Genomic DNA, 21,172 nt, shown 5'->3' with positions numbered 1-21,172 from the left:
AGAGCGGGGCCGCGTCCGCGGGGGAGGCGGGGTGAGCCGGGGATGAGGAGTGGGCCGGGGATGAGGAGCGAGGCTGAGAGGAGGCATGGGACGAGGAGGAGAGAGACAAGGGAGGACCCTTCACACGGGTGGCCCCGGCGACCTGTGCGCACAGACGTGCGAAAGGAAGGAGCAGGTCAGCCGACGACCGGGGAAATGGGAGTGATGATCTTCGGGTTTCGGGCAGCGCCCGGCGCAGTGACCGTCATCAACGTCCTCACCTCCGTGTGTTCCTCGATACTCGTGGAGTGCCCGTGCATCCTGGTGGATGCTTGAGGACCCTCGTGGATGCCCTTGACCGTGCCTCACGCACGGCGGCGACGCCACAGTAGCCGCCTCCCCCGGGCCGTGCCAACGCGTTTTCGCGGGCGGCCACCGGACGGTGCCCGGTCGCCGCCGGCTCTCCGCTGCGGTGGCGACCGGCCCGAATCTGATGAAGGGTGTCAGGGAGTGGCCACCTGTCCCCGCCCCGCCCCGGGATGAACACGAATGAGGTGAGCGGCCTTGGCGAGCACTTCACCCGGGGTGCCGGGCACGCCGTGCTGGGTGAGCCTGACGACGCAGGACATGCGGGCCGCACAGGACTTCTACGGGGCGGTGTTCGGCTGGGCGTTCGGGCCCGACGAACGGACCGAGGGGCATGTGGTCGCCCACGCGGACGGCGAACCGGTCGCCGGTCTCGTCGAGTCCGCGCAGAGCATGGGGGTGCGGCTGCCAATCGCCTGGACGGCGTACTTCGTGGCCGACAGTGCCGACGCGGCGGCCGCACGCGTGCGGGAGCGGGGCGGAACGGTCGCCGTGGGCCCGCTGGCGTTCGGCCGGGGACGGACGGCCTGGGCCGCCGATCCGCTGGACGCGGCGTTCGGCATCTGGGAGGGACCGGCCGCGCCCGGGTGGCAGGCCGGGCGGGGCACCGGCGCCGTGGCGTGGCTGGAGCTGCACACGCGGGACCCGTTCGCGTCCGCGCTGTTCTACGGCGGTGTGTTCGAGTGGGACGCCCATCCGGACGTCATCGACGTGCGCTACGAGCACGACCGGGTGATGCTGCGCGCCGGCGGCCGTACGGTGGCGGGGATGTTCGGCGGTGTCCCGGACTCCGCGGATGCGGCGATCCACCCCCAGTGGCACGTCCACTTCTGCCGGGACGACGTGGACGAGGCGGCGGCCCGAGCGGTTTCGGCGCACGGAACGGTGCTGGCGCCCCCGCAGGACACACCGCTCGGGCGGACGGCGACGATTCGTGACCCCGAAGGCGGGCTGTTCCATCTGTCGTCCATCGAGGGCGAGACGTCCTGAAGGACGGGCACACCTCCCTTCGGCTACCGGCCCTCCGGCGGCGGAGCGGACTCCTCCAGCAGGGCGACGAGTGTGGGGACGTGGCTGCCCTCGACGCTCTTCACCGAGGTGACCAGGGTGACCGGGCCACCGCGTACGAGTCCGCGCAGCCGCTCCAGGGCCTGTGCGGCCGGCCCGGCGGCGAGCTCCCGGCGGTAGCGGGCGTCGAACTCCTCGTACCGCGAGCGGTCCTGGTGGTACCAGCCGCGCAACTCTCCCGACGGGGCCACGTCCTTGAGCCATGCGTCGACGGCGGCCCGCTCCTTGGAGACGCCGCGCGGCCAGAGCCTGTCGACGAGTACGCGGACGCCGTCGGCCGGGCCGGGGTCGTCGAAGACCCTGCGCACACGGATGGTCGCCATGCCGTCAGCGTGCTGTGCGGGCCCGCGCCGCGCAAGTACGGACATCCGCGTTCCGCCGTACTGGTCCGTTGCACTGAACCGTTGAACTGAACCGCCGTACCGAACCGCCGTACCGACGGCCACGTGCGTCGGCCCCGTCCGCCGGAAGGGGCGGCGGACGGGGCCGTGCGCGGGGCGGCCGGGGGTGCCGCCCCTTCGCGGGGGACGATCGCCGACTCCGGGTACCCGGGCGGTACGCGTTCATGCACGGAGGAGCACCGCGATGCGCGGAGAGGCGCCGAGGTACACCGTGGGACGCCGTGCGACGCCGCGCGACACCGCGCGACACCGCGCGACACCGACGGACACCGAGGAACACGGTCAGCGGCCGCCCGGGTCGAACGCGGTCACCGTCCGGTCCCGTTCCCGCCACGAGCCGCAGGGCTGGAAGCCGGTACCCCAGGTGCGGTCCCAGTGGGCCCGTCGCGGGCGGCCGTCCGGTGTGCCGCCGCCCGGGGCGGCGGGGGCCGCCCCGCGGCGGTGGGCGACGGCGGTCAGCACCGCCATCACCGCGGCCAGTTCCTCGGCGTCCGGAGCGCCGCTCACGATGCGCAGATCCACGTCCATGACGGCCTCACCAGCTCACCGGGAGCGACTTCGGCCCGCGGATCAGGGCGCCCCGCTGCCAGGCGATCTCCTCCGGCGGAACCGCGAGGGTAAGCCGCGGATAGCGCCGCAGCAGCGTCGCCAGCATCACCTCGGACTCCATCCGGGCAAGCATGGGGCCCACGCAGTGGTGCGGGCCGAACCCGAACGACAGGTGCGGGACCGCGGGGCGGTCGAAGTCCAGTGTGTGCGGGTCGGGGAAGACCTCGGGGTCCCGGTTCGCGGCCAGGTAGGAGCAGTAGACCGCCTCACCGGCCCGGATGCGTACGCCGCCGACCTCGACGTCCTCGGTGGCGATCCTCGGCAGGCCCACCCCGCTGCGGTGCGGGATGTACCGCAGCAGTTCCTCGACCGCCCGCGGCAGCAGTCCGGGCTCGGCCCGCAGCCGGGCCAGTTGCTCCGGACGGGTGAGAAGCGCGTACACCATGTTTGCGCTGTTGTTGCGGACCGCGTGCGCCCCGCTCACCAGGATCGCCGTCGCCATCGACAGCGCCTCGTCGTCGCTGATCTCCCCGTCGGCGGCGGCGGCCGCGAGCACACCGGCCAGGTCGTGCGCGGGCTCCGCGCGGCGTTGGGCGAGGAGGGCCTCGACGACCTCGCGGACCGACCTCCTGCCCTGCCGGCTGCGGGCCGGGGCCGGGGCCGGCGTCATGATGACGTCCGTCCAGTGGACCATCCGGGTGCGGTCCTCCTCCGGCAGTCCGAGCAGGTCGCCCACCACGGACAGCGGGAACGGCCCGTGCAGGTGCCGCACCAGATCGGCCGGCGGCCCGTGCCGTTCCATCTCGTCCAGCAGTTCGTCCGCGGTCCGCTGGGCCAGGGGTCTCAGCCGCTCCATGGCGCCGCCGGTGAAGGCGCGGGCGACGACCCGGCGCATGGCCGTCAGACGCGGCGGGTCCGTGTAGTTGAGGGAGGCGTGCCGTGCGGCGATGGCATGGGGGGAACCGCTGGTCACGTCGCGGTCGGCGAGTGCCCGGCGGCTGAACCGGGGGTCCGACGCGACCGACTTGACGTCGTCGTGGCGCGTCACGAGCCAGGCGGTGCCCTCACCGTAGGGAAGCCGGATGCGCGCCACCGGCTCCTCGCGGAGGACCGCGGTCAGGAACGGGTCGAAGTCCAGGGCCGCCAGGTCCTCGAGGCCCCACCGGCGAACGCCCTCGTCCTCCGGCGGGCCGGAATCGGCCGCCGCGGCCGGTGTCCCGGGTTCTGACGTCTTCACGTTCGGCTCCCCACGTCCGGCGCCCGGCTCCGCCGCGGCCCCCGGTCACGCCGGGTGAGCGGAGCGGGCGGCGTTGAACGGCTACGGCATCCCTTCCCGGCCGCCGTGCGATCGGGACGCCGCCGGCCCGCCATCACCCGGACGGACCAGCCCCGTCGGCGGCAGCGCCGCGGGGCGGCCACCCGTCCGCCGTCACCCGGACGGACCCGCCCCCACGGGTCGCCGCGCCGCCGGGCGGGCACCGGCCGCCGTCACCCGGACGGACCAGCAGCCAGGGCTTTCCTCGGCGGGCGCGAACGGGTGACCTCCCGGATCCTTTGGGAGGGGAACGCGAGAGAAGGGCGCACCAACATGGCCACTCTGTGCCGACCGGCGGTGTCCGTACCCGAACACGTGATCACCATGGAGCAGACGCTGGACCTGGCGCGGACCGTTCACGCGGACCATCCACAACTGGACCTGGCGCTGCGCCTGATCCGGAACACCGGGGTGGAGAAGCGGCATCTGCTGCAGCCGATCGAGGAGACCCTGAGGCATCCCGGCTTCGAACACCGCAACGCCGTCTACGAGTCCGAGGCGAAGGCCCGGGTGCCCGCCGTCATCGAGCGGGCGCTGGCCGACGCCGAGCTCAGGCCCGTCGACATAGACGTGATCATCTATGTGTCGTGCACCGGCTTCATGATGCCGTCGCTCACCGCCTGGCTGATCAATTCCATGGGCTTCCGCACGGACGCGCGCCAGGTGCCGATCGCCCAGCTCGGCTGTGCGGCTGGCGGGGCGGCGGTCAACCGGGCCCATGACTTCTGCACGGCGTACCCGGAGGCCAACGCCCTTGTGGTGGCCTGCGAGTTCTGCTCGCTGTGCTACCAGCCGACCGACCTGGACGTCGGAAACCTGCTGTCCAACGGGCTGTTCGGCGACGGACTCGCCGCCGCCGTGGTGCGCGGCCGCGGCGGGCGCGGTGTCGCCCTGGAGCGCAACGGCTCCTATCTGGTGCGGGACACCGAGGACTGGATCGCGTACGACGTGCGCTCGACGGGCTTCCACTTCAAGCTGGACCGGCGGGTTCCGGGCACCATGGAACCGCTGGCGCCGGCGCTCAGGGCGCTCGCGGCCGAACACGGCTGGGACGCCGCCTCGCTGGACTTCTACATCATCCACGCGGGCGGTCCGCGCATCCTCGACGACCTGGGGAAGTACCTGGGGGTGCCGTCCGAGGCGTTCCGGTTCAGCCGGGCCACGCTCACCCAGTACGGGAACATCGCCAGCGCGGTCGTCCTCGACGCCCTGCGCAGACTGTTCGACGAGGGCTCGACCCGGCACGCCGCGCGCGGCATCCTCGCCGGCTTCGGGCCAGGCATCACCGCCGAGATGAGCCTGGGCCGCTGGACCGAGGCCGAGGTGCCCGCCCCCGCGGGGAGGTGCTGACCGTGCGCGACGACGCCTGCCCCAGGACGGCACGGGCACGGGCCGCGACCGCGAACGCAAACGCGACAGCGACCGCGACCGCGACCGCGCAGAAGACGCCCGGACCGCTGCCCCCGGTCCGCTTCTGGCCGGTGCGGGACCTGCCCGGTGTGGAGTTCGACCCGGACCTCGCGGCGCTGATGCGGGAGGGACCCGTGAGCCGGATCAGGCTGCCCAACGGCGAGGGGTGGGCCTGGCTGGTGTCGCGCCACGAGGACGTACGGACGGTGACCAACGATCCGCGCTTCAGCCGCAGGGCGGTCGTCGGCAGCGACGTCACGCGGCTGGCGCCGCACTTCATCCCCGTGGACGGGGCCGTCGGCTTCGAGGACCCGCCCGACCACACCCGGCTGCGCCGTGCCGTGGCCCCCGCGTTCACCACCCGCGGCGTCGAGCGGCTGCGCGGACGTGCCCGGGTCATGCTCGACGAACTCGTCGACGGGGTCCTGCGCGACGGGCCGCCGGCCGACCTCGTCGCACGCGTCCTCGCCCCGTTCCCGCTGGCCGTCGTGTGCGAACTGATGGGCGTGCCCGCCGCGGACCGGCCGGCGATGCACGAGTGGACCTCGCTCATCCTGTCCTCCACCGAGGGCGCCGAGCGCAGCGAGCGGGCCAGGAACGCGATGTGCGGCTACTTCGCCCGGCTGCTGGCCGAGCGGCACGGCACCGGCGGCGAGGACGTGGTCGCACTGCTGTCGGCGGCCGTCGCCGACGGCGAGATCACCGGTGCGGAGGCCGTCGGGCTGGCGCTGCTGGTCCAGATCGGGGGCGAGGCGGTCACCAACAACACCGGGAACATGGCGTACCTCCTGCTGACCAGACCCGAACTGATGGACCGGCTGCGCGGCGACCCCGGGGTGCGTGCCACGGCCGTCGACGAACTGCTGCGGTGGATACCGCACCGCAACGGAGTCGGGCTGTGCCGCATCGCGACGGAGGACCTGACCGTCGGCGGCCAGGAGATCCGCCGGGGCGAGGCCGTCTACGTCTCCTACCTCGCCGCCAACCGGGACCCGGAGGTCTTCGCCGACCCGGACGGGATCGTGCTGGACCGGAGCCCCAATCCGCATGTGGCGTTCGGCTACGGCCCCCACTACTGCGTCGGGGCCCTGCTCGCCCGGCTGGAGACCGAGCTGCTGTTCTCCGCCCTGGTCGACCGCCTCCCGGGGATGCGTCTGGCCGTTCCGGAGGAGGAACTGCGTTGGCGGCCGGGCGCGTTGATCCGGGGGCCCGAGGGACTGCCGGTGGTCTGGTGACCTCCCATGTCCGGGCGCCGGAAGGCGCGTACACCGCGTCGGCCGAGGGGCTGCTGGTGCCCCCGGGTCACGGCCGTACGCTGCGCGCGGCGGCCCAGGAGGTCACGTTCAAGGTCACCGGCGAGCACTCCCGTGTGTCGTCCAGCTTCGAGGTGGTGGTGCCTCCCGGGTTCGACGTCGGGGCCCATGTGCACGCCCGCAGCGAGGAGCTCTTCTACGTGCTCGAGGGCGAGCTGGAGATGCTCGCCTTCGAGCCGCGGGTGCGCACCGGCGGCGACTGGCGGGGCTGGGAGTCCCCGTCAGGCCGGCGTCCGGTGCGGGCGGGCCCGGGCACGGTCGTCGTCGTGCCGCCCGGCTGCCCGCACGCGTTCGCCAACCGGACGGGGAAGCCGGCGAAGATGTTCTTCCAGGCGTCCCCGCCGCCCGACCACGAACGGTACTTCGAAGAGCTGATCGGCATCCTCGGCAGGACCGGCCCGCCCGACCACGAGGCGATCGCCGAACTCCGGTCCCGTTACGACATCGAGCAGCTCACGCCCCTGCGCCACGACGCCTGACGCGCGCCGGGCGCGGAACGCGGTGCGCCGCCGTGCCGGGCGGGGCCGTGCGGTGCAGCCCCGTCACCAGCCCGAACAGCGCCTGCTCGTTGCCGGCGAGACCGGCCGCGGCGAGGGCCTCGTCCGCCTCCGCCATGGGGGCGCTGAGCAGCACGGGCGGCGGGGCGCCGTCTCCGGGTGGTTCGGCGAGCGCGGCTCGCACGGCGCCGAGAAGCCGCACATACGCCTGGGCGGCGGCTCGTTCACGGGACGTCATCACTGCGGTGGCACTCATCGGTCGGCCGTTCCTCTCGAGTCGTCTCGCGTCACATGTGACGGTGCGTATGCCAGCCTGCCGCACGGCACTGACACTCGGCTCGGGAGACGCCCGTCCGGAATGCCCGGCAGCGCAACACGAGAGGGCCGCCGCCGCAGGTGTCACGGAGCGGCCGGCCAGACTGCCGCCGGCCTCACGGAGCGGGCGGCAGGTCTGCCGCGGGTGTCACGGAGCGGTCGGCAGGGTCACCTCGAAGCGGCAGCCGCCCGACACGTTGTGCACCCCGGCCCGGCCGTCGTGGGCCTCCACGATGCCCCGGACGATGGCGAGTCCGAGGCCCGCTCCCGCGGGAGGGGTGCGGGCCTCGGTGCCGCGCCAGCCGGTGTCGAAGACCCGGGGCAGGTCCTCCTCCGGGATACCGCCGCAGCCGTCGGTCACGGACAGCACCACGGAGTCCTCGTGGCGTTCGGCGGCGACCGCGACCGTGCCGTCCGCCGGAGTCCGCCGGATCGCGTTGACCAGGAGATTGGCCAGGACCCGCGTCATCTCCTCGGCGTCGACCTCGATCGGCACCGGCTCGACCCGGGCACCGACGAGCCGCACTCCGTGCTCCCGGGCCAGCGGTCCGACGCCCGCGAGCGCCTCGCCGACCAGGTCGTGCGCGGAGATCCGGGTGGGCGTGAGGGCGAGGGCGCCCGCGTGGATGCGGGACAGCTCGAAGAGGTCGCCGACCATCCGGTTCATCCGCTCGACCTCGGCGCGGATCTGCCGGAAGTACCGCTGGGGGTCCGGTACGACGCCGTCCTCCAGCGCCTCCGACATGGCCCGCAGCCCGGCGAGCGGGGTGCGCAGATCGTGCGAGATCCAGGCGACGAGTTCCCGCCGGGAGGCTTCCAGGGAGCGTTCCCGCTCACGGGACTCGGCGAGCCTGGCGCTGGTTGCGGCGAGTTCCCGCCCCAGCTCGGCGAGTTCGGCCGTGGCCTCCCGTCCGGGGGCGGCGAAGCTGCCGTCCTCCCCGAAGGTGCGGGCGGCGCGGGCGAGTTCGCGGCTGCGGGCGACGACCCACCGGCCGAGCAGCAGGGCCGTGGCGAGGGACACGACCGCGGCCATCGCGACGACGGTGGTGACGACGGTCAGGTCGTGCGGGGACAGGAACATCGCCCGGGCGACCGCGAGGGTCCCGGCGAGCATGGCCATGACGGTGACACCGGCGACCACGGTCAGCGAGACGGTGACGGACCGCCGGCGCAGCATCCGCAGCACCACAGCACCGGCCAGGCCGGCCGCGGCCGCGCCGAGGAACGCGATGAGGGCGATCAGGAGCACGTCGCGCACGGCGCTCACCCCCTGTCGGCCGGGTCGGCACCCTCGCCGGCGGCGTTCCCGCCGGGCACCCGGCCGCCGGACCGCCCTTCCGGTGTCAGTTCCCCGGGCGTCCGGTCTCCGGGCGTCCGGTCTCCGGCCTTCGGGTCTCCGGCCTTCGAATCTTCAGACCTCAGGTCTCCGCGCTTCAGGTTTCCGGGCGTCCGGTCCTCAAGCTTCAGCTCTTCCGGTCTTCCGGCTTCCCATCTTCCGGCTTCCAGTCTCCCGCCGCCGGGTGCCCGCCCCTCCGGTTCCCCGGGTGCGTCGAAGCGGTAGCCGACGCCCCAGACGGTATGGATCAGGCGCGGCCGGGCGGGGTCGTCCTCGATCTTGCCGCGCAGCCGTCGCACATGCACGGTGACGGTGGACAGGTCGCCGAAGTCCCAGCCCCACACCTCCCGCATCAGCCGTTCGCGGCCGATGGCCAGGCCGCGGTGGCGCATGAGGTGGAGGAGCAGGTCGAACTCCCGCAGGGTGAGACCGACTTCCGCGCCGTCCTTGACGACCCGGCGGGCCGAGGGGTCCACGGTGATCCCCGCGCAGCTCAGCACGGGCCCGACCGCCGCGCCGTCGGCGGCCGCCCGGCCGCGGCGCAGCACGGACTCCACCCGCAGCACCAGTTCGCGCGGGCTGAACGGCTTGGTGACGTAGTCGTCCGCACCGGTCTCGAGACCGAGGATCCGGTCGTCCTCGTCCCCGCGGGCGGTCAGCATGATGACCGGGACCGGTCCCCGGCCGCGGAGCCTGCGGCACACCTCCAGGCCGTCCATGCCGGGAAGCATCAGATCGAGGACGACCAGGTCGGGCCACCGCTCCCCGGCGGCCTCCAGTGCTCCGGGCCCGTCCGCGGCGCGCGCCACCGCGTACCCGGCGCGTTCCAGGTAGCCGGTGACCACTTCGGCGACGGTCGGATCGTCGTCGACGACCAGGATGTTCTGCATGCCCCCAGTCTTGTCCGGCGGGACCCCCGGGCGCGCGCCCGGCCCCTTACGAATCCGTGACGGAGTCCGTCGGCCCGGCCCGCACGGCCGCCGCGCGCGGGAGACCGGGAGACACGGCGTACGGCTCCGGCGACGACGTCCGATTCCTTCAAGACGCCCCCGACCGGATCGCCCTACGGTGGTCCCATGACTCCACGACTCGACGCCGTCGGCCTGGTCGTCTCCGACATGGCCGCCTCACTCGCCTTCTACCGCCGGCTCGGCCTGGCCGTCCCCGAGGGGGCGGAGTCCGCCCCGCACGTCGAGGCCGTGCTGCCCGGCGGGCCCCGCGTGCTGTTCGACACCGAGGACACCGTCCGCTCCTTCGACCCGGGCTGGACCCGGCCCGAGGGCAGGGGCCGGGTGGGGCTGGCCTTCCTCTGCGACAGCCCCGCCGAGGTGGACAAGGTGTACGGGGAGCTCGTCGGCGCGGGACACCGCGGCCATCTCGCTCCCTGGGACGCGTTCTGGGGCCAGCGCTACGCGATCGTCCTCGACCCGGACGGTGCCGAGGTGTCGCTGTTCGCGAGCCTGGACCCGGCGGTCAGCTCCACGTAGCGGCCGAGGGTGAGCCCGGCCAGGTCCCTCGTCTCGCGGGCGAGGTGCGGCTGGTCGGCGCAGCCCGCGGCCAGCGCGGCCCCGGCGTACGGCACACCGCCCCGGACCAGGGCCAGGGCGCGTTGCAGCCGCAGCACCCGGGCGAGCGTCTTCGGACCGTATCCGAAGGCGTCCAGGGAGCGGCGGTGCAGCCGGCGTGTTCCCAGCCCGACGGCGGCGGCGGTGGCCGCCACGGTCCCTCCCGCGTCCAGGTACTCCACCACGGCCCGCAGCAGCGGATCGGGCGGGGGTGTGTCCGCCGCGTGCCGCAGTGCCACGGCCTCCAGCGCGGCGACCCGGTCCGGGGACTCGGTGACCCGGTCCGCCAGCGGCCGCACCAGCCGGGCGGGCCAGAGGTCGGTGAGGTCCACCCGCAGGTCGCGCAGTTCGTGTGCGGGGACGCCGAAGAAGGCGGGGCCGGCACCGGGCGCGAACCGCACGCCGGAATGGGCGGCCCGGGTGTCACCGGGCGGCTGCGCACGGGTGTCCGGTCCGGCGACCAGCAGCCGGCCGCGGGTCCACATCAGGTCCATGCAGCCGTCGGGCAGAACGGGCAGGACGGGGCCGGGGCCGGGCTCGTGGTGCCAGACGACGGCGCCCTCCAGCAGCGAAGCCCGTTCCGCGTACACCGGGTCGAGGTTGGTGCCGCGGCCGGGACACGCCCGGGAGGTTCCCCTTCCCGCCGCCACCTTCCCACCGCCCCCGCTCCCCGCCGCCCCGGCGGCTTCCTGCCGCCTGCCGCCGCCGTTCGTCACAGCCTCTGCTCCCCCTTGTTCCTGTCCCGGCGGTCCCCGTCCCGGCCGTCCCCGTCCCGGCCGTCCCCGTCCCGATGGTTCCGCCGGCCCCGGCTCTCGGGCCGCTCACGGTTCTCGGTCCGCTCACGGTTCTCGCGCCGCTCGCGCCGCTCGCGCTGCTCGCGCTGCTCCCTGTCGCGGTGGTCCCGGCTCCCCTGCAGCCGGGACCTCACATCGTCCGGCGGGAGGAACTTCGACCATCGCTCGGGGAACTCCGAGGGCATGTCCCCGCCCTCCCCGTCCTCCCCGTCCTCGCTCTCCCCCTCCGCCGCCCGGGCGCGGGCGACCAGTTCGGCGGCGTGGGCGGCCCGGACGCGCCGGTTGGCGGCACGGGCGGCGGCCGTGGCGACCGACGGCCAGACCCGGTCGATGGCGGCGTTGACGGCGGCGCCGACGAGGACCGCGAACGCCGAGATGCCGACCCACAGCAGCACGGCGATCGGCGCGGCGAGGGAGCCGTAGATGGTGGGGCCCTCGACGGTGCTGGTCAGGTAGATGCGCAGCAGGAAGCTCCCGAGCACCCACATGCCGAGGGCCACCAGCGCGCCCGGTACGTCCTCCACCCAGGGAGAGCGGACCGGCACGGACACGTGGTACAGGGTGGTGAGGAAGGCGATGGACAGCAGGATCACCACCGGCCAGTACAGGACGCTGACCAGGCCCGCGCCGAACGGCACGAACTCGACGACCCGGTCGGGGCCGACCACCGCGAGCGGCAGCACCACGGCGCCGATCAGCAGCGCGATCAGGTAGAGCAGGAACGCCAGCAGCCGGGTGGCGACGATGCCGCGCTGGCCGTCGAGCCCGTACATCACGGTGATGGTGTCGACGAAGACGTTCACGGCCCGCGAGCCGGACCACAGGGCGATCGCGAACCCGAGGGAGACCACGTCGGGGCGCCCCCCGCGGGTGACGTCCTCCAGCAGGGGTTTGGCGATCTCGTTGACACCGCGGTCGGACAGGACGGTGCCCGCGGCGCCGAGGATGTTCTCCTGGATGGAGGCGACGGTGGTGGTGCTGGTCCAGTCGTCGACGTAGCCGAGCAGGCCGAGCAGGCCGAGCATCAGCGGCGGCAGGGACAGCAGGGTGAAGAACGCGGCCTCGGCGGCGAGTCCCAGGATGCGGTACTCGATGCACGAATTGACCGTGTCCTTCAGCAGCAGCCAGGCGAGTTTCCGCTTGGAGACGTTGCGGTAGAGGACTCTGGCCCGGTGGAGCCGGCCGGCGGGCCGGTCGGGTGTTTCGTTTGCTGCCTGCACCTCCTTACCGTATCGGCATGGCGACCAGCACCCACACCGTGACCAACCAGCCCCCTCCCCTGGTGGCGTACGACGTGTTCTCGGCGGACCGGGCGCTCGCCGAGGCGGTCGAGCGGCACCTCGACCCCGCGGTCCGGGACGTGGCGCGGCGGGAGCTGGCGGAGCTCGGCCGGGCCGCCGGCTCGGCCCAGGCGCAGCGCTGGGCCGTCCAGGCCGACACCAATCCCCCGGTGCTGCGCACGCACGACCGGTACGGCAACCGGATCGACGAGGTCGACTTCCATCCGGCCTGGCACCGGCTGCTGGGCAGGGCGGTCGGCTCGGGGCTGACGAACGCCTGGGGGCGGCCCGGCGGGCATGTGCGGCGTGCGGCCGGGTTCCTGGTGTGGTCGCAGGCGGAGGCCGGGCACGGCTGCCCGGTGTCGATGACGCACGCGGCGGTGCCCACGCTGCGCACCGACCCGGAGCTCGCGGCGGAGTGGGAGCCGCGGCTGACGTCCGGGGTGTACGCGCAGGGTCTGCGCCCGGCCGCGGAGAAGCCGGGCGTGCTGTTCGGGATGGGCATGACGGAGAAGCAGGGCGGCAGCGACGTCCGCGCGATCACCACCCGGGCCGTGCCGCTGGCCGTGGCCGGGGAGTACGAGCTGACCGGGCACAAGTGGTTCTGCTCGGCGCCGATGAGCGACGCGTTCCTGGTGCTGGCCCAGGCGCCCGGGGGGCTGACCTGCTTCCTGGTGCCTCGGGTGCTGGACGACGGGACGCGGAACGCGTTCGCGATCCAGCGGCTGAAGGACAAGCTGGGCAACCGGTCGAACGCGTCCGCCGAGGTGGAGTTCGCCGGTACCTGGGCGCGGCGGGTCGGCGAGGAGGGGCGCGGGGTGGCCACCATCATCGGGATGGTGGCGGCCACCCGGCTGGACTGCGTGCTCGGTTCGGCGGCGCTGATGCGGCAGGCGGTGGCGCAGGCCGTCCACCACGCCTCGTACCGCAGGGCGTTCGGCGGCCCGCTCGCCGGCAAGCCGCTGATGCGCAACGTGCTGGCCGACCTGGCGGTGGAGTCGGAGGCGGCGACGGTGCTGGCGATGCGCCTGGCCTCGGCGTACGACGCGGCGGGCCGGGGCTCGGAGTCGGAGCGGGCGTTGCTGCGGCTCGCGGTGCCGGCGGCCAAGTACTGGGTCACCAAGCGGTGCACTCCGGTGGTGGCCGAGGCGCTGGAGTGCCTGGGCGGGAACGGCTATGTGGAGGAGTCGGGGATGCCGCGGCTACTGCGCGAGTCGCCGCTGAACTCCGTGTGGGAGGGGTCGGGCAACATCCAGGCGCTGGACGTGCTGCGGGCGCTGCGGAGCGCGCCCGGGGCCGCGGGGCGGAGCGGCCGGGAGCCGGTGCCGCTGGACGCCTTCCTCCGGGAAATGGGTCTGGCCCGGGGTGCCGACCACCGGCTGGACGGAGCGATCAAGGGGATGCTGGGGGAACTGGCGGAACTGGGGTCGGCGGAGGTGCGGGCGCGGCGGCTCGCCGAGCGGATGGCGCTGGTGCTGCAGGGGTCGCTGCTGGTGCGCTGGGCGCCACCGGAGGTCGCCGACGCGTTCTGCGCCTCGCGGCTGGGCGGTGACTGGGGGTCGGCGTTCGGGACACTGCCGTACGGGCTGAACCAGGCGGCGGTGGTGGAACGGGCGCGCGTGGAGGTGTGAGAGCGGCCCCGCGCGCCGGTGGCCGCGCCTATCCGCCTGCGGTGCGCGCGGCGGGGCCGACCTGCGCGAAAGCGGGGGGTGGTGCTGCGCCGACACGGCACCACCCGCCGCTTGATGTCACCTTCACCCATCCCTCGCTCGTTGGCCAGAGTTGCAGAACGTTGCAGCGGATGTCCGAACTCCGTCTCCGGCGCGGGACGCAGACGGCACGATGGATCCGGACGGTCCGCGGCGACGCGCGCACCGAGCAGAACCAGGCAGATCCGATGCGGCACGGCCGGGCCCCACACCACCGGGCACCGGCCTGCCGTACCGCGCACACCACCGAACTGCGCCGATCGGCGCCGACGACGGCGGGGGGCTTCCGATGAGGAACACGGCTCTGGACATGTCACGGCTGAGCGGTGCCGACGCCGCACAAGCGGCCCGGGTGCTGCACCAGGTGCACGCGGCGACGCTGGCCGGACGCCGCCCGCCGGTCCCGCCCCGGCCGGTCATCGACGCCTCCTGGCAGCGGATGATGCGGCTGGGGCTGGACCCCGACCGCTCCACGAGCAGTGTGCTGCTCCGGCGCGACGAACTGGAGCACCGCAGGCGGTCCACCGTGCTCGGCGATGTGATGGGCACGCTGAGCGGCGGGCTCACCGCGGTCGCCGACGCCTCCCTCCAGATCGTGGTGGTGACGGACTGCCAGGGGCGGGTGCTGTGGCGGGAGGGGAACGCCGGTGTGCTCCGGAAGGCCGGCACCATCTGCCTGGAGGAGGGCGCGGCCTGGAGCGAGGACAGCACGGGTACCAACGCCATCGGCACCGCCCTCGCGGCCGGCCGGCCGGTGCAGGTCCACTCGGCCGAGCACTTCGTCCACACCCTGCACGACTGGACCTGCGCGGCCGCGCCGGTGCAGGACCCGCGCGACGGCCGGCTGCTCGGCGTCGTGGACGTCAGCGGCCCGGCGTCCAGCTTCCATCCGGCGACCCTGGCGCTGGTCCGGTCGGTGGCCCGGCTGGCCGAGGCGGAGCTGAGGGAACGGCATCTGCGGCAGGTCGAACGGCTCCGCTCCGTCGCCGCGCCCATCCTCTGCCGGGTCGGCGGACGGGCCCTCGCCGTGGACGTGCACGGCTGGACGGCGGCCGCCACCGGCATGGCGCCGGTGGACCGCCTGCCGCTGCCCAAGTCGTTCCGCGCGGGCCGGGTGTGGCTGCCGTCGCTGGGGATGTGCACCGTCGAACCGCTGCCCGGGGGCTGGCTGGTGCGCCCCGGCGAGTCGCGCCCGGTGGAGTCCGCGAGCCGGGTGGTCCTCGACCTGAGCCGCGACCGCCGCTGGACGGTCTCGGTCTCCGGGCCCGCCGGCGGCTGGGCCCGGGAGCTGAGCCCACGCCACGCGGAGCTGCTCTACGTGCTGGCGGCGCACCCGCGGGGGCGCACGGCCGCGGAGCTGGCGGGCGACGTGTTCGGCGACCCGACGCGCACGGTGACGGTGCGCGCCGAGATGTCACGTATCCGGCGCTACCTGTCGGGGGTGCTGGCGCACCGCCCGTACCGCTTCGGCGACGAGGTCGACGTGCAGGTCGTGCGCCCCGCCGACCCGGCGGACCTGCTGCCGCACTCCTCGGCCCCGGCCGTCGTGCGGGCACGGGCGGCGTCCGGGTCCGGTTGACGTTGCGGCCCCCGGGGCCCGATGACAGGCTGAAGTCGTCGGCCCTCGGGCGCCGTCGCGGCGGCCGACGGGCTCTGCCGTGACGCCCCCGCCGGATGCCGCGGGGTGCGCCCCCTGATCCGCAGTGCGACCGGTGGGACCGGACGACGGTGGGTGGGAGCCGGGCGCGCGCCCTTCGAGGAGCACACATGGACAGCGCCACTCTCGACGCGCTGCGCGAGGCCCTGCGCGGGCCGGTGGTGGGTCCGCGGGACCCCGGGTACGACGAGACCCGCGCGATCTACAACGCGATGATCGACCGGCGGCCGGCCGCGTTCGCGCGATGCGTGGACGCGGCCGACGTGATGCGGACCGTCACGTTCGCCCGTGAGCGGGACCTGCCGCTCGCCGTCCGCGGCGGCGGCCACAGCGGGCCCGGTCTCTGCCTGGTGGACGGCGCCCTCACGCTCGACCTGTCCCTGATGCGCTGGGTGCGGGTCGATCCCGTGACCCGCGCCGCGCGGGTCGGCGGCGGCTCCGTACTCGGCGATCTCGACCACGCCGGTCACGGCTTCGGGCTGGCGACCCCCGCGGGCATCATGTCGACGACGGGCGCGGGCGGACTGACGCTCGGCGGCGGCCACGGCTATCTGACCCGCCGGTACGGGCTCACGGCGGACAATCTGATCGGTGCGGACGTCGTGCTCGCCGACGGCACCTTCGTCACGGTCTCCGAGGAGGAGCGGCCCGACCTGTTCTGGGCCCTGCGCGGCGGAGGCGGGAACTTCGGCGTCGTCACCTCCTTCACGTACCGGCTGCACCCGGTGCACACGGTCGGGGTCGCGATCACCGTGTGGCCGCTGGAGAACACCCGCGAGGTGCTGGAGTGGTACCGCGCGTTCCTCCCCGACGCGCCCCGGGACGTCTACGGGTTCTTCGCCCTGCTGTCCGTGCCGCCGGGGCCGCCGTTCCCCGAGGAGATCCACGGGCGGAAGGTGTGCGGGGTGGTGTGGTGCCGGACCGGCGACCCGGAGCGGACGGCGGCGGACGGCGACCTGGCCGCCGTGAACGACCCGGCCCCGCCGCTGTTCCACTTCGCCGCGCCGATGCCCTATCCGGCGCTGCAGACCATGTTCGACGGGCTGATCCCGGCGGGACTGCAGTGGTACTGGCGGGGCGACTTCTTCGACCGGATCGCGGACGGCGCGATCGACGTGCACCGGCAGTACGGGGAGAGCATGCCGACGGCTCTGTCGACGATGCACCTGTACCCCGTCGACGGCGCCGCCCACGACGTGGCACCCGGCGACACCGCGTGGGCCTACCGGGACGCGGTGTGGTCGGGGGTCATCGCGGGCATCGACCCGGACCCGGCGAACGCCGACCGCGTCAGGGAGTGGGCCGCCGGCTACTGGGACGCCCTCCACCCGTTCTCCATGGGCGGCTCGTACGTGAACTTCATGGGCGCCGACGAGGGCCAGGACCGGGTACGGGCCACCTACCGGGACCACTACGGCCGGCTCCGGGAGATCAAGCGCCGGTACGACCCGGACAACTTCCTCCGCGCCAACCAGAACATCCCGCCCGCCTGAGCGCCCGGCACCCGCCCCGCGCGCACCGGCCGCCTCGCCCCGCGCGCCCGGCTCGCGCTGGGCCCGCACACAACGGCCGCCCCGCCCCGCGCACCCGGCGGGCTCGGCCCGCTCGGCCCGCGCACAACGGCGGAAGCGCGATCCGATGGGATACGACGGCAGCTCCGGAGGGGGTCCCCTTTGTCCCTGCGGGGTGCCCGTGGTTCCCTGGCGGCCATGAGCATCACCGTGACCACGTGGTCCCTGGAGCAGACCTCCCCCTCCGACCTGCGCCCCGCCGCCGAGCCCGCGGGGGACGTACGGATCGTGCGCGCCGAGGTCCCCTCGCCGGAGTTCAGCCGGTTCCTCTACACCGCCGTGGGCGGGGACATCCGCTGGACCGACCGGCTCGGCCTCACCCACGCCCAGTGGCAGGAGACGCTGACCAGGCCCGGCGTCGAGACGTGGGTGGCGTACGAGCGGGGCACGCCGGCCGGCTACGTCGAACTGGAGGCGCAGGACGAGGGTGCCGTGGAGATCGTGTACTTCGGGCTCGTCCCGGCGTTCCGCGGCAGGCGGATCGGCGGTCATCTGCTGACGTACGGCACCGCCCGCGCCTGGGACCTCGCCGAGCGCTGGCCCGGACGTACCCCGACGAAGCGGGTCTGGCTCCACACCTGCTCCAAGGACGGCCCGTACGCCATGGACAACTACCTGCGCCGCGGCTTCACGCTGTTCGACACCAAGGTGGAGGAGGAGCCGGAGGTCGCGACCCCCGGACCCTGGCCCGGCGCGCGCGGCTGACCGGCGGGGCCGGCCGGCGGCGCTGACCGGCACTGACCGGCGCTGACCGGCGCTGACCGGCACGGACGGCGGACGGGGCCACCGGACGGGGCCGCCGGGCGGCGCCCGGTGGCCGCCGTGGGCCGCTTCGGGGTCGGGCCGGCGAGCGGGCCCCGGAGCGGCACGACTCCCAAAGCGGCCCCCGGCCCCGGAGTCATGTGACCCACCACACAGTCTCTCGCGATGCGAGACACTCTCGTCCACATTATGGATAGCGGTGGACTGGTTCTCACGTCCCGTGACACGCTTCCGTCATGTCTCGAGCTGGAATTGCCTTGGTGAGTCGGCGGCACGTCGACCTCGGCCGCATGTCCAGCGCCATGTGTCGCGCGGACTGAGTGCCCCCCGGGGGCCTTCGGCCCCGGCACCGATCCACCCGCGTTCCCTGAGATCCCCGACCACCGCGCATCGCCGCGCCCTCCCGTACCCCCGGGCGCCCATGTGCAGGTCAGAGCCGCCCTCCCGCAGTCCCGAAGGACGTAACCGCCATGGCCGCCACCCCCGGAAAGCCCGCCTCAGCCACGCCCCGCCGCAAGGCCGGACGCCACCGCGGCGAGGGTCAGTGGGCCGTTGGCCACTTCACGCCCCTGAACGGCAACGAGCAGTTCAAGAAGGACGACGACGGTCTCAATGTGCGGACACGCATTGAGACGATCTACTCCAAGCGCGGATTCGACTCCATCGACCCCAACGACCTCCGCGGGCGGATGCGCTGGTGGGGTCTCTACACCCAGCGCAAGCCCGGGATCGACGGCGGCAAGACCGCGATCCTGGAGCCGGAGGAGCTGGACGACGAGTACTTCATGCTGCGGGTCCGCATCGACGGCGGCCGGCTGACCACCGGGCAGCTGCGCGTCATCGGCGAGATCTCCCAGGAGTTCGCGCGCGGCACCGCCGACATCACCGACCGGCAGAACGTGCAGTACCACTGGATCCGCATCGAGGACGTGCCCGAGATCTGGAACCGGCTGGAGGCCGTCGGCCTGTCCACCACCGAGGCGTGCGGCGACACCCCGCGCGTCATCCTCGGCTCCCCGGTGGCCGGCATCGCCGAGGACGAGATCATCGACGGCACCCCGGCCATCGAGGAGATCCACCGGCGGATCGTCGGCGACAAGGCCTTCTCCAACCTCCCCCGCAAGTTCAAGTCGGCGGTCTCCGGCTCGCCGCTGCTGGACGTGGCGCACGAGATCAACGACATCGCCTTCGTCGGGGTGAACCACCCCGAGCACGGCCCCGGCTTCGACCTGTGGGTCGGCGGCGGCCTCTCCACCAACCCGAAGATCGGCGTCCGGCTGGGCGCCTGGGTGCCGCTGGACGAGGTCCCGGACGTCTACGAGGGCGTCATCTCGATCTTCCGTGACTACGGCTACCGCCGGCTGCGCACCCGCGCACGGCTGAAGTTCCTGGTCGCCGACTGGGGCGCGGAGAAGTTCCGCCAGGTGCTGGAGGACGAGTACCTCAAGCGCCCGCTGGTCGACGGCCCGGCCCCCGAGCAGCCCGTGCAGCGCTGGCGCGACCACGTCGGAGTGCACCGGCAGAAGGACGGCCGCTACTACGTCGGCTTCGCGCCGCGCGTCGGCCGCGTCGACGGCGCCACCCTCACCAAGATCGCCGAGGTGGCGGAGGCGCACGGCTCGGGCCGGGTCCGCACCACCGCCGAGCAGAAGATGATCGTCCTCGATGTCGAGGAGCCGCAGGTCGGGTCGCTGGTGTCGGCGCTGGAGTCGCTGGACCTGCGGGTCGGTCCGTCGCCGTTCCGCCGCGGCACGATGGCCTGCACCGGCATCGAGTTCTGCAAGCTCGCCATCGTCGAGACCAAGGCCCGCGGCGCCTCGCTGATCGACGAACTGGAGCGCCGCCTGCCGGAGTTCGACGAGCCGATCACCATCAACATCAACGGCTGCCCCAACGCCTGCGCCCGTATCCAGGTGGCGGACATCGGTCTCAAGGGCCAGCTGGTGCTGGACGAGAACGGCGAGCAGGTGGAGGGCTTCCAGGTGCACCTGGGCGGTGCGCTGGGGCTGGAGGCCGGCTTCGGCCGCAAGGTCCGCGGGCTGAAGGTCACCTCCGCCGAGCTGCCCGACTACGTCGAACGCGTCCTCAAGCGCTTCCAGGCGGAGCGCGAGGACGGCGAGCGCTTCGCCGCCTGGGCGGCGCGGGCAGGCGAGGAGGCGCTGTCATGAGCGACGCGCACGCGGCCGCCGGGCCGCACCCGGCAGCGAGGCCCGCACCCCTGCGCCGCGCCGGCGGAGAAGCGAAGGGAGCAGTTCGATGAGCGAGCGAGCGGCCCCCTTCTACTGCCCCTACTGCGGCGACGAGGACCTGCGTCCGAGCGAGCAGGGCCACGGAGCCTGGGAGTGCGCGTCGTGCAACCGGGCCTTCCGGCTGAAGTTCCTCGGGCTGCTCGCCCGCGGTGTCCGGCACGACGACGGAGGAGGGGAAACGATATGACGGCGGTACGGGCCCCGCGTACCGGGGACGAGCTGAAGTCGCTGGCCGAGCGGGCCGGGCGGGACCTCGAGGAGGCGTCCGCCCTCTCCATCCTGACCTGGGCCGCGGAGACCTTCGGCCCCCGGTTCTGCGTCACCTCGTCCATGGAGGACGCGGTCGTGGCGCATCTGGCGTCGCGCGCCTTCCCGGGCGTCGACGTGGTCTTCCTGGACACCGGCTACCACTTCCCCGAGACCATCGGCACCCGGGACGCGGTCGCGGCCGTGATGGACGTCAACCTCATCACGCTCACCCCGCGCCAGTCCGTGGCGGAGCAGGACGCCGAGTACGGCCCGCGGCTGCACGACCGCGACCCCGACCTGTGCTGCGCGCTCCGCAAGGTCAGGCCCCTCGAGGAAGGGCTCACCGGCTACGACGCATGGGCGACCGGCCTGCGCCGCGACGAGTCCCCGACCCGGGCGGGCACCCCGGTCGTCGGATGGGACGAGAAGCGGCGGAAGGTCAAGGTCTCGCCGATCGCGCGCTGGACCCAGGCCGACGTGGACGCCTACGTCGCCGAACACGGCGTCCTCACCAATCCGCTGCTCATGGACGGGTACGCCTCGGTGGGCTGCGCCCCGTGCACCCGGCGGGTGCTGGAGGGCGAGGATGCCCGGGCCGGCCGCTGGTCGGGCCGCGCCAAGACCGAGTGCGGGCTCCACGGATGACGACGACACCCACCGGCCGTCCGGCCGCCCCGGCCGGACCGGCGGCAACCGCCGAAGCGGCCGCCACGGCCGGACCCGCCCGAGCGGCCGAAGCCGCCGCACCGGCCGGACGGAACGAACCGACCCTGAACCAACGGGAGAA

At 73.9% G+C, this 21,172-nt stretch carries 20 protein-coding genes and 1 pseudogene; 13 read left to right on the top strand and 8 right to left on the bottom strand.

The features are described 5' to 3' along the window. The first annotated feature begins 564 nt into the window (after positions 1-564). On the top strand, positions 565-1,335 hold the full coding sequence (locus tag DDW44_RS24870; protein WP_108907805.1) for a VOC family protein: 771 nt from the start codon (positions 565-567) through the stop codon (positions 1,333-1,335). Positions 1,336-1,358: 23 nt separating this feature from the next. Here the strand turns inward: DDW44_RS24870 and DDW44_RS24865 are convergent, their stop codons facing one another. The 3 genes from DDW44_RS24865 to DDW44_RS24855 all read right to left on the bottom strand — a co-directional run bounded on the left by DDW44_RS24865 (position 1,359) and on the right by DDW44_RS24855 (position 3,600). Beyond that, positions 1,359-1,736 carry a DUF488 domain-containing protein gene (locus DDW44_RS24865; RefSeq protein ID WP_108907804.1) on the bottom strand — a complete coding sequence of 126 codons (378 nt, stop codon included), beginning with the start codon at positions 1,734-1,736 and terminating at the stop codon, positions 1,359-1,361. 360 nt (positions 1,737-2,096) lie between these two features. Then, the gene (locus DDW44_RS24860) at positions 2,097-2,342 is read right to left on the bottom strand and encodes an acyl-CoA carboxylase subunit epsilon (protein WP_108907803.1); all 246 of its coding nucleotides are present in this window, start codon (positions 2,340-2,342) and stop codon (positions 2,097-2,099) included. A 7-nt stretch (positions 2,343-2,349) separates the two neighbouring features. Next, the gene (locus DDW44_RS24855; protein ID WP_108907802.1) at positions 2,350-3,600 is read right to left on the bottom strand and encodes a cytochrome P450; all 1,251 of its coding nucleotides are present in this window, start codon (positions 3,598-3,600) and stop codon (positions 2,350-2,352) included. 351 nt (positions 3,601-3,951) lie between these two features. Here DDW44_RS24855 and DDW44_RS24850 point away from each other — a divergent pair, with 351 nt between their 5' ends. The 3 genes from DDW44_RS24850 (at position 3,952) to DDW44_RS24840 (ending at position 6,880) form a co-directional block, all read left to right on the top strand. Next, complete coding sequence (locus tag DDW44_RS24850) at positions 3,952-5,028, top strand: type III polyketide synthase (protein WP_018888606.1); 1,077 nt, start codon at positions 3,952-3,954, stop codon at positions 5,026-5,028. A gap of 107 nt (positions 5,029-5,135) precedes the next feature. Next, entirely contained in the window at positions 5,136-6,323 is a 1,188-nt protein-coding gene (locus DDW44_RS24845; RefSeq protein WP_166802707.1) for a cytochrome P450, read from the top strand. Continuing rightward, entirely contained in the window at positions 6,320-6,880 is a 561-nt protein-coding gene (locus DDW44_RS24840) for a cupin domain-containing protein (RefSeq protein WP_108907800.1), read from the top strand. Before DDW44_RS24845 ends, DDW44_RS24840 begins: the two co-directional genes overlap by 4 nt. Here the strand turns inward: DDW44_RS24840 and DDW44_RS24835 are convergent. The 3 genes and pseudogenes from DDW44_RS24835 to DDW44_RS24825 all read right to left on the bottom strand — a co-directional run. Further along, the gene (locus DDW44_RS24835) at positions 6,855-7,154 is read right to left on the bottom strand and encodes a hypothetical protein (protein ID WP_108907799.1); all 300 of its coding nucleotides are present in this window, start codon (positions 7,152-7,154) and stop codon (positions 6,855-6,857) included. The two genes, DDW44_RS24840 and DDW44_RS24835, sit on opposite strands and share 26 nt — an antisense overlap. A gap of 207 nt (positions 7,155-7,361) precedes the next feature. Further along, positions 7,362-8,471, bottom strand: a complete 1,110-nt coding sequence (locus DDW44_RS24830) for a sensor histidine kinase (protein WP_108908938.1) — start codon at positions 8,469-8,471, stop codon at positions 7,362-7,364. Positions 8,472-8,752: 281 nt separating this feature from the next. Further along, positions 8,753-9,439, bottom strand: a pseudogene (locus tag DDW44_RS24825) (response regulator transcription factor); the annotation flags it as partial. A gap of 186 nt (positions 9,440-9,625) precedes the next feature. Between DDW44_RS24825 and DDW44_RS24820 the strand changes: the two are divergent. After that, the gene (locus DDW44_RS24820) at positions 9,626-10,036 is read left to right on the top strand and encodes a VOC family protein (RefSeq protein WP_108907797.1); all 411 of its coding nucleotides are present in this window, start codon (positions 9,626-9,628) and stop codon (positions 10,034-10,036) included. Here the strand turns inward: DDW44_RS24820 and DDW44_RS24815 are convergent. Together DDW44_RS24815 and DDW44_RS24810 are read right to left on the bottom strand one after the other, a co-directional pair. Further along, a complete protein-coding gene (locus DDW44_RS24815) occupies positions 9,958-10,704 on the bottom strand; it encodes a helix-turn-helix domain-containing protein (protein WP_108908937.1) in 747 nt (248 codons plus the stop codon). The two genes, DDW44_RS24820 and DDW44_RS24815, sit on opposite strands and share 79 nt — an antisense overlap. A 122-nt stretch (positions 10,705-10,826) precedes the next feature. Beyond that, positions 10,827-12,128, bottom strand: coding sequence for a YihY/virulence factor BrkB family protein (locus DDW44_RS24810; protein ID WP_108907796.1), 1,302 nt, complete (start codon positions 12,126-12,128; stop codon positions 10,827-10,829). 17 nt (positions 12,129-12,145) lie between these two features. Between DDW44_RS24810 and DDW44_RS24805 the strand changes: the two genes are divergently transcribed. The 8 genes from DDW44_RS24805 (at position 12,146) to DDW44_RS24775 (ending at position 21,030) form a co-directional block, all read left to right on the top strand. Continuing rightward, complete coding sequence (locus tag DDW44_RS24805; protein WP_108907795.1) at positions 12,146-13,819, top strand: acyl-CoA dehydrogenase family protein; 1,674 nt, start codon at positions 12,146-12,148, stop codon at positions 13,817-13,819. Positions 13,820-14,186: 367 nt separating this feature from the next. Then, on the top strand, positions 14,187-15,476 hold the full coding sequence (locus tag DDW44_RS24800) for a helix-turn-helix domain-containing protein (RefSeq protein WP_108907794.1): 1,290 nt from the start codon (positions 14,187-14,189) through the stop codon (positions 15,474-15,476). 188 nt (positions 15,477-15,664) lie between these two features. After that, on the top strand, positions 15,665-17,047 hold the full coding sequence (locus DDW44_RS24795; RefSeq protein WP_108907793.1) for an FAD-binding oxidoreductase: 1,383 nt from the start codon (positions 15,665-15,667) through the stop codon (positions 17,045-17,047). A gap of 216 nt (positions 17,048-17,263) precedes the next feature. After that, a complete protein-coding gene (locus tag DDW44_RS24790) occupies positions 17,264-17,830 on the top strand; it encodes a GNAT family N-acetyltransferase (protein ID WP_026164787.1) in 567 nt (188 codons plus the stop codon). 293 nt (positions 17,831-18,123) lie between these two features. Next, complete coding sequence (locus DDW44_RS33585) at positions 18,124-18,207, top strand: putative leader peptide (RefSeq protein ID WP_352105732.1); 84 nt, start codon at positions 18,124-18,126, stop codon at positions 18,205-18,207. Between the two features lie 150 nt (positions 18,208-18,357). Next, positions 18,358-20,055, top strand: a complete 1,698-nt coding sequence (locus DDW44_RS24785; RefSeq protein WP_108907792.1) for a nitrite/sulfite reductase — start codon at positions 18,358-18,360, stop codon at positions 20,053-20,055. 88 nt (positions 20,056-20,143) lie between these two features. Next, positions 20,144-20,323 carry a hypothetical protein gene (locus DDW44_RS24780; protein WP_018888594.1) on the top strand — a complete coding sequence of 60 codons (180 nt, stop codon included), beginning with the start codon at positions 20,144-20,146 and terminating at the stop codon, positions 20,321-20,323. Next, the gene (locus DDW44_RS24775) at positions 20,320-21,030 is read left to right on the top strand and encodes a phosphoadenylyl-sulfate reductase (RefSeq protein ID WP_017944695.1); all 711 of its coding nucleotides are present in this window, start codon (positions 20,320-20,322) and stop codon (positions 21,028-21,030) included. Before DDW44_RS24780 ends, DDW44_RS24775 begins: the two co-directional genes overlap by 4 nt. Positions 21,031-21,172: the final 142 nt, after the last annotated feature.

The organism is Streptomyces tirandamycinicus (genome assembly GCF_003097515.1).
GTDB lineage: Bacteria > Actinomycetota > Actinomycetes > Streptomycetales > Streptomycetaceae > Streptomyces > Streptomyces tirandamycinicus.
Note: the sequence above shows the minus strand (reverse complement) of the source record. Positions and strands in the feature narration are given on the sequence as shown.

Coding starts and splice junctions, on each gene's coding strand:
- DDW44_RS24865 (WP_108907804.1), bottom strand. CDS start 1,736: ATGGCGACCATCCGTGTGCGCAGGGTCTTCGACGACCCCGGCCCGGCC.
- DDW44_RS24860 (WP_108907803.1), bottom strand. CDS start 2,342: ATGGACGTGGATCTGCGCATCGTGAGCGGCGCTCCGGACGCCGAGGAA.
- DDW44_RS24850 (WP_018888606.1), top strand. CDS start 3,952: ATGGCCACTCTGTGCCGACCGGCGGTGTCCGTACCCGAACACGTGATC.
- DDW44_RS24835 (WP_108907799.1), bottom strand. CDS start 7,154: ATGAGTGCCACCGCAGTGATGACGTCCCGTGAACGAGCCGCCGCCCAG.
- DDW44_RS24820 (WP_108907797.1), top strand. CDS start 9,626: ATGACTCCACGACTCGACGCCGTCGGCCTGGTCGTCTCCGACATGGCC.
- DDW44_RS24805 (WP_108907795.1), top strand. CDS start 12,146: ATGGCGACCAGCACCCACACCGTGACCAACCAGCCCCCTCCCCTGGTG.
- DDW44_RS24800 (WP_108907794.1), top strand. CDS start 14,187: ATGAGGAACACGGCTCTGGACATGTCACGGCTGAGCGGTGCCGACGCC.
- DDW44_RS24795 (WP_108907793.1), top strand. CDS start 15,665: ATGGACAGCGCCACTCTCGACGCGCTGCGCGAGGCCCTGCGCGGGCCG.
- DDW44_RS24790 (WP_026164787.1), top strand. CDS start 17,264: ATGAGCATCACCGTGACCACGTGGTCCCTGGAGCAGACCTCCCCCTCC.
- DDW44_RS33585 (WP_352105732.1), top strand. CDS start 18,124: ATGTCTCGAGCTGGAATTGCCTTGGTGAGTCGGCGGCACGTCGACCTC.
- DDW44_RS24785 (WP_108907792.1), top strand. CDS start 18,358: ATGGCCGCCACCCCCGGAAAGCCCGCCTCAGCCACGCCCCGCCGCAAG.
- DDW44_RS24780 (WP_018888594.1), top strand. CDS start 20,144: ATGAGCGAGCGAGCGGCCCCCTTCTACTGCCCCTACTGCGGCGACGAG.
- DDW44_RS24775 (WP_017944695.1), top strand. CDS start 20,320: ATGACGGCGGTACGGGCCCCGCGTACCGGGGACGAGCTGAAGTCGCTG.